The 12,097-nt window shown below is 57.0% G+C and carries 9 protein-coding genes and 6 tRNA genes; 13 read left to right on the plus strand and 2 right to left on the minus strand.

What is annotated here, in order from left to right; all coding sequences use genetic code 11:
• The first annotated feature begins 118 nt into the window (after positions 1–118).
• Positions 119–1,591, plus strand: coding sequence for a helicase HerA-like domain-containing protein (locus tag WG29040_RS11730; protein ID WP_127196181.1), 1,473 nt, complete (start codon positions 119–121; stop codon positions 1,589–1,591).
• A gap of 96 nt (positions 1,592–1,687) precedes the next feature.
• Here WG29040_RS11730 and WG29040_RS11735 read toward each other — a convergent pair whose 3' ends face one another.
• The gene (locus tag WG29040_RS11735; protein ID WP_003442603.1) at positions 1,688–2,146 is read right to left on the minus strand and encodes a DUF721 domain-containing protein; all 459 of its coding nucleotides are present in this window, start codon (positions 2,144–2,146) and stop codon (positions 1,688–1,690) included.
• 308 nt (positions 2,147–2,454) lie between these two features.
• Here WG29040_RS11735 and secA point away from each other — a divergent pair, with 308 nt between their 5' ends.
• The 4 genes from secA (at position 2,455) to WG29040_RS11755 (ending at position 8,165) form a co-directional block, all read left to right on the plus strand.
• The gene (gene secA / locus WG29040_RS11740; protein WP_010655778.1) at positions 2,455–5,208 is read left to right on the plus strand and encodes a preprotein translocase subunit SecA; all 2,754 of its coding nucleotides are present in this window, start codon (positions 2,455–2,457) and stop codon (positions 5,206–5,208) included.
• 116 nt (positions 5,209–5,324) lie between these two features.
• Positions 5,325–6,542 (plus strand): bifunctional glutamate N-acetyltransferase/amino-acid acetyltransferase ArgJ, encoded by a 1,218-nt coding sequence (argJ, locus tag WG29040_RS11745; protein ID WP_003442593.1) that lies wholly within the window; start codon positions 5,325–5,327, stop codon positions 6,540–6,542.
• 49 nt (positions 6,543–6,591) lie between these two features.
• The gene (locus WG29040_RS11750; protein ID WP_003442582.1) at positions 6,592–7,224 is read left to right on the plus strand and encodes a glutathione S-transferase; all 633 of its coding nucleotides are present in this window, start codon (positions 6,592–6,594) and stop codon (positions 7,222–7,224) included.
• Complete coding sequence (locus tag WG29040_RS11755) at positions 7,221–8,165, plus strand: Nudix family hydrolase (RefSeq protein WP_127196182.1); 945 nt, start codon at positions 7,221–7,223, stop codon at positions 8,163–8,165. The genes WG29040_RS11750 and WG29040_RS11755 overlap by 4 nt, the downstream gene beginning before the upstream one ends.
• Positions 8,166–8,280: 115 nt before the next feature.
• On the opposite strand, the gene WG29040_RS11760 is transcribed toward WG29040_RS11755, so the two are convergent.
• Positions 8,281–9,036, minus strand: a complete 756-nt coding sequence (locus WG29040_RS11760; RefSeq protein WP_177412966.1) for a hypothetical protein — start codon at positions 9,034–9,036, stop codon at positions 8,281–8,283.
• A 307-nt stretch (positions 9,037–9,343) separates the two neighbouring features.
• Here WG29040_RS11760 and WG29040_RS11765 point away from each other — a divergent pair.
• From WG29040_RS11765 to WG29040_RS11800, 8 genes are all read left to right on the plus strand, one after another.
• A tRNA-Glu gene (locus WG29040_RS11765) sits at positions 9,344–9,419 on the plus strand.
• Between the two features lie 2 nt (positions 9,420–9,421).
• Positions 9,422–9,497, plus strand: a tRNA-Gly gene (locus WG29040_RS11770).
• Between the two features lie 103 nt (positions 9,498–9,600).
• A tRNA-Glu gene (locus tag WG29040_RS11775) sits at positions 9,601–9,676 on the plus strand.
• A gap of 5 nt (positions 9,677–9,681) precedes the next feature.
• Positions 9,682–9,757 (plus strand) — tRNA-Gly (locus tag WG29040_RS11780).
• Between the two features lie 173 nt (positions 9,758–9,930).
• Positions 9,931–10,006, plus strand: a tRNA-Glu gene (locus WG29040_RS11785).
• 5 nt (positions 10,007–10,011) lie between these two features.
• Positions 10,012–10,087, plus strand: a tRNA-Gly gene (locus WG29040_RS11790).
• Between the two features lie 188 nt (positions 10,088–10,275).
• Positions 10,276–11,217, plus strand: coding sequence for a fatty acid desaturase (locus tag WG29040_RS11795; RefSeq protein WP_127196184.1), 942 nt, complete (start codon positions 10,276–10,278; stop codon positions 11,215–11,217).
• Between the two features lie 18 nt (positions 11,218–11,235).
• The gene (locus tag WG29040_RS11800) at positions 11,236–12,027 is read left to right on the plus strand and encodes a phosphate/phosphite/phosphonate ABC transporter substrate-binding protein (RefSeq protein WP_127196185.1); all 792 of its coding nucleotides are present in this window, start codon (positions 11,236–11,238) and stop codon (positions 12,025–12,027) included.
• Positions 12,028–12,097 lie beyond the last annotated feature (70 nt).

Consider the following 12,097-nt stretch of genomic DNA (forward strand, 5'->3'; position numbering starts at 1 on the left):
AACCTGAATGGGCTCTATATTTGTCAGTACTGTTTCCTACGCTAAATCCGGTTTTATCTGATCTAGCATTAAGGATGTATCGACTCGCGATCGCGAAAGATTAATCAAAGGTGGAAAAATGCCGGACTTATCTGCTCTTGTTCTTGGTGCTGACCTTGCGGGTCAGCCCGTGGCCCAGTCTTTGCGCCTGGCAAACCGTCATGGCCTGGTGGCGGGCGCCACGGGGACAGGTAAAACCGTGACCCTTCAGCGCCTGGCTGAACAGTTCAGCGATGCTGGCGTGGCTGTATTTGCCGCTGACATCAAGGGCGATCTTTGTGGGCTGGGTGCGGCAGGCAACCCTCAGGGCAAAATTGCCGAGCGGATTGCCGGCATGCCATGGCTCGATTATCAGCCGAAGGCGTATCCGGTTACGTTGTGGGACATACAAGACAAGACCGGTCATCCATTACGCACAACATTGAGTGAAATGGGACCGCTGCTACTGGGCAGTCTGCTGGAGTTGACGGACAGCCAGCAGTCGGCCCTGTATGCCGCGTTCAAAGTGGCAGATCGCGAGGGTTTGCTGCTGCTTGATCTAAAAGACCTGAAAGCCTTGCTTAATCATCTGCGCGACAACCCCCAGGTGCTGGGCGATGACGCGGCTTTGATGACCACCGGTTCCAGCCAGGCCCTGCTGCGGCGCCTGGCAACACTTGAACAGCAGGGCGCCGAGGCCTTGTTCGGCGAGCCGGCGCTGCAACTGGAAGACATTCTGCAGCCGACCAGTGACGGTCGCGGCCGGATTCACCTGCTCGATGCCAGTCGCCTGGTGCATGAAGCGCCCAAGGTTTACGCCACGTTCCTGTTGTGGCTGTTGGCGGAGCTTTTTGAACAGTTGCCGGAGCGCGGGGATGCCGACAAGCCTTTGCTGGCGCTGTTTTTCGATGAGGCCCATTTGCTGTTTGCCGGGACGCCCAAAGCATTGCAGGACCGTCTTGAGCAAGTGGTACGTCTGATTCGTTCCAAAGGTGTTGGTGTGTACTTTGTAACGCAATCGCCAGCGGACTTGCCGGACACTGTGCTCGCGCAACTGGGTTTGCGGATTCAGCATGGACTGCGGGCTTTTACCTCTAAAGAGCAGAGATCGTTACGGGCTGTAGCCGACGGATTTCGGCCTAACCCGGCTTTCGATGCGCTGGCGGTGCTGACCGAGTTGGGCACCGGCGAAGCGTTGGTGGGCATGCTTGAAGAAAAAGGCACGCCGGCCATGGTTCAGCGAGTATTGATTGCACCGCCGCAATCGCGGATCGGCCCGCTGACCGAGGCTGAGCGGGCGGCCTTGATTGTCGGTTCGCCGTTGCAAGGGCGCTATGACAAACCGATTGACCGGGAGTCGGCCTACGAAGTGTTGCTGGCCCGCAAGGGCGTAGCACCGCAGGAGCAAGTCAAGCCACAGGAACCGGGTCTTCTGGATCAGGCCGGGGACTTCCTGGGCTCAACGGCTGGCAAAGCACTGCAATCCATGGCGCGTCAGGCGGCGGGCCAGATGGGGCGGCAGTTGGTTCGCGGGTTGCTGGGCTCATTGCTGGGTGGCAGCAAACGCAAGTAGTGGCTGGCGTCGGCTGGGAAGGGTTGCGCAGCAGCCCGACTCAGCTGATGGGCCGGGCATTTTCATCGCTGGCAAGCCAGCTCCCGCACGTATCGGTTACTGAGGCTTGGGCTTGGCGTGACTGGCCAGCCGCTCAAGGGCGGCGCGCAGGGCCGGGTCGCTGATACCATCGGCCGTTGCCTGGATGGTCTGGGCGGCATTGACCGAAAGGTCGAGCGTATGTCCGGCAACTTTGGCCTGCACCGTCGGTGGCTGCACTTTAAACAGGATCCGGGTCAGGCTGGCGAACTCGTCAAATGCCTGCAACTGGCGCTGCAGGCGCTTTTGCTGATAGCGCAGGCGAGTGGCCCAGTGGCCATCGGTCACAATCAGCAACAGGCTGCCTTCACGCCATGAAGCGACGTGGCAATGTTCGCGGGCGGCCGGCTGGAGCTGGCTTTCAAGAAGGCGTTGCAAGTGTGCCAGACGTTTGGCGTGGCCAAAAATGGCCTTCAGGGGCTTGGCCTCGCGGAGCAGAACGGAGGGTGCCCGTGCTGGGTGTGGGCGAAATGCCATGTTCAGACACCTGAGGAAACAGAGCCGCAATCTTAGCAGAAACCGCCTGTTTCACTCGATATGATCCTGATTTCAAAAACTTTATTTGTGGAATCAATGAGTAACTTCTGCTCTCCATGGGTTGAAGTTCAGCAAAAAGCCCTTATTTTAGTGAGGCCCCGTCACAACGCTGCACCAGTATCGTGGAATAACGCCACTTTCCTCACCGACGTTTCCGGGTAGAATGCTCGCTCGCATGCGGCCATCAGGGCTGCTCGGGCGACTCTCGGGGCCGCCCTCCATCCCTATGTGTGGAAGATCCTGCCGATATGTTTGCGCCTTTGTTAAAGAAACTTTTTGGAAGCAAGAACGAGCGCGAAGTCAAACGCATGCTCAAGACAGTACAGGTCGTCAATTCCTTCGAAGAGCAGATGGTTGCCCTGACCGATGAGCAATTGCGCGCCAAGACCGAAGAGTTCAAGGCCCGCATAGCCAAAGGTGAGACCCTCGACCAGTTGTTGCCAGAAGCCTTTGCGGTGTGCCGCGAAGCGGGTAAGCGGGTCATGGGCATGCGCCACTTTGATGTCCAGCTGATCGGCGGCATGACCTTGCACGAAGGCATGATCGCAGAAATGCGCACCGGTGAAGGCAAGACCCTGGTAGCAACCCTGGGTGTTTATCTCAACGCATTGTCGGGCAAGGGCGTACACGTTGTAACCGTGAACGACTACCTGGCTCGTCGAGATGCCAACTGGATGCGTCCGCTCTATGAATTCCTGGGCCTGACGGTCGGTGTTGTCACGCCGTTCCAGCCGCCTCAGGAAAAGCGTGAAGCCTATGCTGCCGACATCACTTACGGCACCAACAACGAATTCGGTTTCGATTACCTGCGCGACAACATGGCTTTCAGCATGGAAGAGAAATTCCAGCGCGAGCTCAATTTTGCCGTAATCGACGAAGTCGACTCGATCCTGATCGACGAAGCCCGTACTCCGCTGATCATCTCCGGCCAGGCCGAAGACAGCTCCAAGCTGTACACCGAAATCAACAAGCTGATCCCGCGCCTTGAGTTGCATGTCGAGGAAGTCGAGGGCGAAGTGACCAAAGCCGGTCATTTCACTATCGATGAAAAGACCCGTCAGGTTGAGTTGAACGAAGCCGGTCACCAGTTCGTTGAAGACATGCTGACCCAGATCGGTCTGCTGGCAGAGGGCGAGAGCCTGTACTCCGCACACAATCTGGGCCTGCTGACCCACGTCTATGCCGCATTGCGCGCCCACAAGCTGTTCAACCGCAACGTTGAATACATTGTTGAAGACGGTCAGGTATTGCTGGTCGACGAACACACCGGCCGTACCATGCCGGGCCGTCGTCTGTCCGAAGGCTTGCACCAGGCTATCGAGGCCAAAGAAGGCCTGAACATTCAGGCTGAAAGCCAGACCCTGGCATCGACCACCTTCCAGAACTACTTCCGTCTGTACAACAAGCTGTCCGGCATGACCGGTACGGCTGATACCGAAGCGTTCGAATTCCACCAGATCTACGGTCTGTCGGTGATGGTCATTCCGCCGAACAAGCCCCTGGCACGTAAAGACTTCAACGACCTGGTGTTCCTCACCGCTGACGAGAAGTACGCGGCGATTGTGGCTGACATCAAGGACTGCATGGCCAAGGGCCGTCCGGTGCTGGTAGGTACGGCCACCATCGAAACCTCCGAGCACATGTCCAACCTGTTGAAGCAGGAAGGTATCGAGCACAAGGTTCTGAACGCCAAGTTCCACGAAAAAGAAGCTGAAATCATTGCCCAGGCCGGTAGTCCTGGGGCACTGACCATCGCTACCAACATGGCCGGTCGTGGTACTGACATCCTGTTGGGCGGCAACTGGGAAGTGGAAGTGGCTTCCCTTGAGAACCCGACTCCGGAGCAGATCGCACAGATCAAGGCCGACTGGCAAAAGCGTCACCAGCAAGTGCTGGAATCGGGCGGCCTGCATGTGATCGCTTCCGAGCGTCACGAGTCGCGCCGTATCGACAACCAATTGCGCGGTCGTGCCGGTCGTCAGGGTGATGCGGGTTCCAGCCGTTTCTACCTGTCCCTTGAAGACAGCCTGATGCGCATCTTCGCCTCTGATCGGGTGAAGAACTTCATGAAGGCCCTGGGCATGCAGTCCGGCGAAGCGATTGAGCACCGTATGGTGACCAACGCGATCGAAAAGGCGCAGCGCAAGGTTGAAGGCCGCAACTTCGACATCCGCAAGCAATTGCTGGAGTTCGATGACGTCAACAACGAACAGCGTAAAGTGATTTATCACATGCGTAACACGTTGCTTGCTGCGGACAATATCGGTGAAACCATCGCCGACTTCCGCAAGGACGTTCTTGAAAGCACTGTCAGCGCGCATATTCCACCGCAGTCGTTGCCGGAACAGTGGGACGTCAAAGGTCTGGAGTCGGCTATCGAAACCGGTTTCGGGGTGAAGCTGCCGATCCAGCAATGGCTCGATGAAGACGACCACCTGTACGAAGAAACCCTGCGTGAGAAGCTGCTGAACGAGTTGCTGGCGGCTTATAACGAGAAAGAAGAGCAGGCGAGCCCGGAAGCGCTGCGCACCTTCGAGAAACAAATTGTGCTGCGTGTACTGGATGACTTGTGGAAAGACCACCTGTCGACCATGGATCACCTGCGCCACGGTATCCATTTGCGCGGCTATGCGCAGAAGAACCCGAAGCAGGAGTACAAGCGCGAGTCGTTCAACCTGTTCTCCGAGCTGCTTGATTCGATCAAGCGCGATTCGATCCGTGTGCTGTCCCATGTACAGGTTCGTCGCGAAGACCCGGAAGCAGAAGAGGCTCGTCTGCGTCAGGAAGCGGAAGACCTGGCTTCGCGCATGCAGTTCCAGCATGCCGAAGCACCGGGCCTTGATCAGCCCGAAGCGCTGGCTGAAGTGCTGCAGGGTGCCGATGTTGAAGACGTCGTACCGGCTACCGAGCCTGTTCGTAATGAGCCGAAGCTGGGTCGCAATGAGCTGTGCTACTGCGGCTCGGGCAAGAAATACAAGCATTGCCACGGGCAAATCAATTAAAACCCGTTCCAACTGCTGAAGTACCTGCGCCGCGACCGGCATTAGCCGTCGCGGCGTTTTACCATTGAATTTGCGTGCTTTCGCGGCGGCGCACAGAACTTATTTAGGAGCGCGTCATGGCTGTTGGTCTTGGTCCTTTGCCTACTTTGCACCCGGTTGCCGGTTTTGAACTGGGTATTGCTTCTGCCGGTATCAAGCGTGTGGGGCGCAAGGATGTCGTGGTAATGCGCTGCGCCGAAGGCTCCAGCGTTGCGGGCGTATTCACTTTGAATGCGTTTTGCGCTGCGCCGGTGATCCTGGCCAAGCAACGTTTTCAGGGCGCGATCCGCTACCTGCTGACCAACACCGGCAATGCCAATGCGGGCACCGGTACCCCGGGGCTGATCGCGGCTGCCCGTACCTGCGACAAACTCGCTGAACTGGCAGGGGTTGATGCCAATTCGGTTCTGCCGTATTCCACGGGGGTAATCGGTGAGCCGCTGCCGGTCGAGAAAATCGAAGGCGCACTGCAAGCCGCGCTGGACGACCTTTCCGAGGACAACTGGGCACAAGCGGCCACCGGTATCATGACTACTGACACTTTGCCCAAAGGTGCCAGCCGCCAGTTCGAGCACGAGGGTGTAACCATCACCGTGACCGGTATCAGCAAAGGCGCGGGGATGATTCGTCCCAACATGGCCACCATGCTCGGGTACATCGCGACCGACGCCAAGGTTTCCCGTGAAGTGCTGCAAAACCTGCTGCTTGACGGCGCCAACAAGTCGTTCAACCGCATCACCATCGATGGTGATACGTCGACCAACGATTGCTGCATGTTGATTGCTACCGGCAAAGCCGACCTGCCTGAGATCACCGAAGCCAACGGCCCGCTGTTCGCTGCCCTGAAACAGGCAGTGTTAGAGGTCTGCATGGAAGTGGCGCAAGCCATTGTGCGTGACGGTGAAGGTGCAACCAAGTTCGTCACTGTTGAAGTGAATGGCGGCGCTAACCATCAGGAATGCCTGGACGTGGGTTACACCGTTGCCCATTCGCCACTGATCAAAACGGCACTCTTTGCATCTGATCCGAACTGGGGTCGCATCCTGGCCGCTGTAGGCCGTGCTGGCGTACCTGATCTGGACGTGAGCAAAATCGATGTGTACCTGGGTGAAGTATGTATCGCCAGCGGTGGTGCGCGTTCGGTCAGTTATACCGAAGAGCAGGGCTCGGCAGTGATGGCCCGGGAAGAAATCACCATTCGTATCGAACTGGGTCGCGGTGTGTGCAGTGAAACCATCTGGACCACCGACCTGTCCCACGAGTACGTGAAAATCAACGCCGAATACCGCACTTAAATCCGGTTCTGCAACAAGTACCCTGTATTCGTCAAAAGGACGGCCCACCATGAGCTTGCATCTGATCATTGGCGACAAGTTGTACTCATCCTGGTCCTTGCGTGCCGCTCTGGCGCTGGAACTTGCAGGTGTTTCGTATAGCGAACAGATGATCAAGCTGGGTCAGCCCGATACCCGGGCTTTGATCCTGCAGTACTCGGCAACGGGCAAAGTACCCCTGTTGCAGACCGAACACGGCACCATTGCCGATTCTCTGGCAATTGCCGAATACCTGAATGAGCAATTCCCGGCTGCTCAATTGTGGCCGGCAGATATCGCCGCGCGGGCCCAGGCCCGATCGGCATGTGCGCAAATGCACAGCGGCTTTTTTGGCTTGCGGGCAAACTTGCCCTTTGATTTGAGCCACGATCAGGCGTTGGCGTCCATGCCTGCCGAAGCTCGGGCCGATATCGAAAGAATCAGTGCGTTGTGGGCAGAGTGCCGCGCACTGGCAATCGAAAGCGGGCCGTATCTGTTCGGGCCTCCGAGCCTGGTGGACGCTTTTTTCGCACCGGTGGCAGTCCGTCTTCATACCTATCGTGTAGCTCTGTCGGCTGAAGATGCCGCCTATGTTGAAGCCATTTACCAATGGCCCGCGTTCAAAGCCTGGCAACAGGCCGGATTAGAGGAAGTACAAGGGTGAAACGAGTTCATGTGGCTGCGGCCGTTATTCGAGGTACAGACGGTAAAATCCTGATCGCACGTCGTGCAGATTCCCAGCATCAAGGCGGGCTTTGGGAGTTTCCTGGCGGCAAGGTTGAGGCTGGTGAGTCGGTTGAGGCTGCTCTGGGTCGTGAACTGCAAGAAGAGTTGGGGATCAGGGTTGAATCGGCTCGGCCCTTGATCAAGGTGCTGCATGATTACCCTGACAAACAGGTCTTGCTGGATGTCTGGGAAGTCTCGGCCTTTGCAGGTGAGCCACATGGGGTAGAAGGCCAGCCAGTGGCCTGGGTCTCTGCGCGCGAATTGGCTGATTACCAGTTTCCGGCGGCTAACGAGCCGATCGTGGCCGCTGCCCGCTTGTCTGATCAGTACCTGATTACTCCGGACGGGCTGGAAACGCCGGAACTGCTACGGGGGCTGAAGAAGGCCATTGCTGGCGGCATCAAACTGGTTCAGCTGCGAGCCCCCAATGGTTATGACCCCAAGTACCGTGATCTGGCTGTAGATGCTACGGGGTTGTGTGCGAGCAAGGCGCAACTGATGCTCAAGGGGCCACTGGAGTGGCTGGGTGACTTTCCTTCGGCGGGCTGGCATTTAACTGCTGCGCAACTGCGCAAGTACGCGTCCAAGGGGCGGCCTCTGGCGAAAGATCGCTGGCTGGCAGCCTCATGTCACAACGCAGAAGAGTTGGCGTTGGCTGAGCAAATGGATGTGGATTTCGTGACCCTGTCACCAGTTCTGCCCACTCAGACCCACCCTGATGCGCAACCTTTGGGTTGGGAGCAGGCTCAGCAACTGGTTGCCGGCTTCAGCAAGCCGGTATTTTTGCTGGGCGGCCTGGGGCCGGATGATCTTCAACAGGCATGGGCGATTGGTGCGCAAGGTGTTGCCGGGATTCGCGCACTCTGGCCTGAGGCTTGATACGCAATCTGCAGGGGTTCTGGCAGTCGAGTGATTGCGCCCTGATTTAAAACGCTGTGCCTGAATAACCAAACCCGGCGCCTGCCGGGTTTGGTTATTCAGGGCGCGTCGGCCTTCAGTCGTAAATGGCTTTTTTCTTCCAGTCGCCGTCGGTCTCATCTGTTCTGAGTCCCTCGGTCAGTTCATTGACCTCGTCCGTGGACGGCTCAAGCCCGTTCTGCAACATTGCGTTGGCGCGGGCCAGCTGAGCTTCAAACGCCTTGAGCTGGGCGCTGTACTGCGCGTCAGGCTGTTTACGCAGGTATTGCACGCCACGCTCAAAGGCCAGGCGCGCCTGGCCCGGCTGATTCTGCTGCAGGGCCAGCTGGCCAAGGTTGTTGAAAAATTCGATATGCAAGATCACCAGCAGGTGACGGATTTCTTTGAGCCACTGCTTGGCTTCGTTGGTCGCCAGCACTCGATCCTTGGTGGCACGGGTGATCTGGCCGTGCAGTGTTTCCAGCTGGAAACGCACATCCTTGGCTTTGGCTTCGGTGAGAATCGGGCGCGGAGGGTTGTTGACCGGTATCGACTCGCCTTGCGCGAGCAGGGCATTGAGCTCGGTAACCCGGGCTTTCAATGCAGCACTGGATTTGTTCAGGAGTAACAGTCGCTGGGTGGCGTTGAGCTCGAGCCGAGTCAGTAGAAGTTTCAGGGCAGGGGACATCATTTGCCCTGGAAACGTTTCGTTCACTTCACTCAGGCGACGGATGCGGTCGTTGAGCTCGACCTTGAGGCGGGCCTTTTCCAGGTTTTTGTTTTCCACCACATGGTTCATGTAACCGATGGCGATCAGAAGTGCGATCCCGCCTATGACAAGCAGGGCGATCATGGAAGGAGTCAACGTTAGAACCTCTTCAGGGTGGTCTGCCGGCTCTATAAAAAGAAGCTGGGAATCGATAGGTACAAATTGCCATCACCTAATGCTGTCAATCATAACGCCTTGAGAGATGACGGAATATAGACGTCAGGAGTTCGGCGACATACTGCGCATGAAAAAGCCTAAAGGAGAGGGAAGTCATTGATTTCAATATATTTTAAGAATGGGGTTGACGACTTCCCAATCCATCCCTAGAATGCGCGCCAATTGCAGCGTAAAGCGAACAGCCAAACGCATGTAACCAGTGAAGTTGTAGCGTGTCCCCTTCGTCTAGTGGCCTAGGACACCGCCCTTTCACGGCGGTAACAGGGGTTCGAGTCCCCTAGGGGACGCCATTGCGGGAATAGCTCAGTTGGTAGAGCACGACCTTGCCAAGGTCGGGGTCGCGAGTTCGAGTCTCGTTTCCCGCTCCATTTTTAAGCAATCACGCTCTCGGGCGGGGTTGAGTGAAAGCCAAAGCATTAACTTCGGTAAATGCGGTTGGCACTGAAATATACAGTGTATGTTTCGGGCAACGTCCCCTTCGTCTAGTGGCCTAGGACACCGCCCTTTCACGGCGGTAACAGGGGTTCGAGTCCCCTAGGGGACGCCATTATTGCGGGAATAGCTCAGTTGGTAGAGCACGACCTTGCCAAGGTCGGGGTCGCGAGTTCGAGTCTCGTTTCCCGCTCCAAATTTTGTTTTTTGGAGCTACGCATAGTCCAGGAAACATGAAAAATCAGCCATTGGCTGTTTTTTTTTGCTTCACCCAGCAACTTTGTTTCGACAAGGTTGAGTGAAAAGTCAGAGCGTTAACTGCGGTTAATGCGGCTGACACTGAAATGTACAGTGTACGTTTCGGGCAACGTCCCCTTCGTCTAGTGGCCTAGGACACCGCCCTTTCACGGCGGTAACAGGGGTTCGAGTCCCCTAGGGGACGCCATTATTGCGGGAATAGCTCAGTTGGTAGAGCACGACCTTGCCAAGGTCGGGGTCGCGAGTTCGAGTCTCGTTTCCCGCTCCAAATTTTGTTTTTTGGAGCTACGCAGTTGCAAAAAACACCAGAAAGCAGCCTTAGGGCTGCTTTTTGCGTTTCAGCGTTTTAATCCCCCCGGTACCCCCGCCAAACGCTCTAAGCCCATAACCAAACGATCTGCAAGAAAAGTACGACTCGCGCCACAGATGGATTCAAACCTGTGTTGAGTTCCGCAGATGTCGCATTATTTCGATAGCGCCCAGCGCCGGGACATCCTGGCCTTGTCCCGCACATTCACCGGCCGTACCCAATGGCCCACATGGTTATTGTTGATTGCCGTGCCCGGCGCATGGTTTGCCTTGCTGCTCGGCAGTTCGCTGATTGGCAGTTGGTGGACCAGCGGATTGCTGATTCCGGTTGTAGTGTTGTGGATGTCGCTGCAGCACGAGTTGCTGCACGGTCATCCCACCCGCTTTGAGTGGTTCAACAAGCTGCTGGGCTATGCCCCTTTTGCCGTGTGGTATCCATACACCCTGTACCGCGACAGCCATTTGTTGCATCACCGCGACCATGACCTGACTGTGCCGGGGGTTGATCCGGAAAGCCGCTATTTGAGCCAGGCGCGATGGCAGGGCAGCTCTAAAATGCTGCGCGGCGTGCACTGGTTGAACAAAACCGTGCTGGGACGACTGCTGCTGGGGGCGCCTCTGTCGTTGGCCGGCCTGGCTGGACAAGAACTGCAGCGCTTGCTCAGTGGTGATGCCCAGGCCTGGCGCATGTGGCTGACCCACGGTTGTCTGACGCTGCTGATGTTTGTTTTTATTGCCCGCTACAGTGAAGTGACAGTTTGCCAGTATGTATTTTTTGTCAGCGTGCCGGCGCTGTCGGTGGGCGCCATTCGCTCCTTTTATGAACATCGGCCCGCTGTACGTCCCGAGCAGCGCACGGTGCTTAACGAAGCGGGCTGGCCCTGGACCTGGCTGTTCCTGAATCTGAACCTGCATCTGGTGCACCATGATCTGCCTGGTGTGCCATGGTTCTACTTGCCCGCAATCTATCAGGCGCGGCGTGCCCAATGGCAACAACGCAGTGGCGGCTTTCTGGTACGGGGGTATGGCGAATTGATTCGTGGTCACGGCCTGCAGCCGATTGATAGCCCGCAGCACCCGTTCAATTGAACCCACAGGGAGCACCCGATGCCGGGACGTTATGCAGAACTCGTGATGTACGTTGCGCCGCAACCGGTGAAGGTTGCCAGTGAGCAGTGGCTGACTCGAATTGTGGAGCTACTGGATGTACCTCGTCGTGATGGCCGGGGGCTGGAGTTGCTTGAGTTGTTCAGGTCCCCGGATCTGTTGCTGACCCAGACCTGTGGTTACCCGCTGATGACCCTGTTGCGCGGTCAGGTGCAGCTGGTGGGTCGCCCGCGCTATGAACTGAATGACAGCAGCGCGGGCAACCACTGCAGTTTGATCGTCAGCCGCGCCACCGACCCGCGTACCGATCTGGCTGACTTCAAGGGCAGTCGCGGGGTGATCAACGACCTGCACTCCAACAGCGGCATGAACCTGTTTCGTCACCGTCTGGCGCCGTTGCAGCAGGGTGGACGATTCTTTGCCAGCGTGGCCATCAGCGGTGCCCATCAACAAAGCCTGCGCCATGTGCGTGAAGGATGGGCTGACCTGGCTTGCATCGACAGTGTCACCTTTGACTGTCTGGCCCGTTACGCCCCGGCAGAGGTTGCGGGCTTACGCACTGTGGCACGTACTGAAAACAGCCCCACCTTGCCTTACATCACCGCGCTCGGCACCGGGCGCGGTGGTGCAGAGCAGATTCGCCGGGCAATGAATCAGGCTTTGCAGCAATTGCCGCAGGTCAGGGCTGTATTGGGTGTGCAGGAGGTATTGCCGGTCAGCGAAGTGGATTATCAACCCGTGCTCAATCTTCAGCGAGTCGCCACCGAATGTGGGTATGCAGTACTGGCTTAGATGTTTTTTAGTCAAATAACGAATAACTAAATGTGTTTTTAGTATTTAAATTGAATAAAGGCCTTTGATA

It is taken from the genome of Pseudomonas sp. PAMC 29040 (genome assembly GCF_003994535.1).
Classification (GTDB): Bacteria; Pseudomonadota; Gammaproteobacteria; order Pseudomonadales; family Pseudomonadaceae; genus Aquipseudomonas; species Aquipseudomonas paraversuta.

What these genes read in the sequence shown, in the direction of transcription:
- WG29040_RS11730 (WP_127196181.1), top strand. Translation starts at nt 119, where the DNA reads ATGCCGGACTTATCTGCTCTTGTTCTTGGTGCTGACCTTGCGGGTCAG.
- WG29040_RS11735 (WP_003442603.1), bottom strand. Translation starts at nt 2,146, where the DNA reads ATGGCATTTCGCCCACACCCAGCACGGGCACCCTCCGTTCTGCTCCGC.
- secA (WP_010655778.1), top strand. Translation starts at nt 2,455, where the DNA reads ATGTTTGCGCCTTTGTTAAAGAAACTTTTTGGAAGCAAGAACGAGCGC.
- argJ (WP_003442593.1), top strand. Translation starts at nt 5,325, where the DNA reads ATGGCTGTTGGTCTTGGTCCTTTGCCTACTTTGCACCCGGTTGCCGGT.
- WG29040_RS11750 (WP_003442582.1), top strand. Translation starts at nt 6,592, where the DNA reads ATGAGCTTGCATCTGATCATTGGCGACAAGTTGTACTCATCCTGGTCC.
- WG29040_RS11760 (WP_177412966.1), bottom strand. Translation starts at nt 9,036, where the DNA reads ATGATCGCCCTGCTTGTCATAGGCGGGATCGCACTTCTGATCGCCATC.
- WG29040_RS11795 (WP_127196184.1), top strand. Translation starts at nt 10,276, where the DNA reads ATGTCGCATTATTTCGATAGCGCCCAGCGCCGGGACATCCTGGCCTTG.
- WG29040_RS11800 (WP_127196185.1), top strand. Translation starts at nt 11,236, where the DNA reads ATGCCGGGACGTTATGCAGAACTCGTGATGTACGTTGCGCCGCAACCG.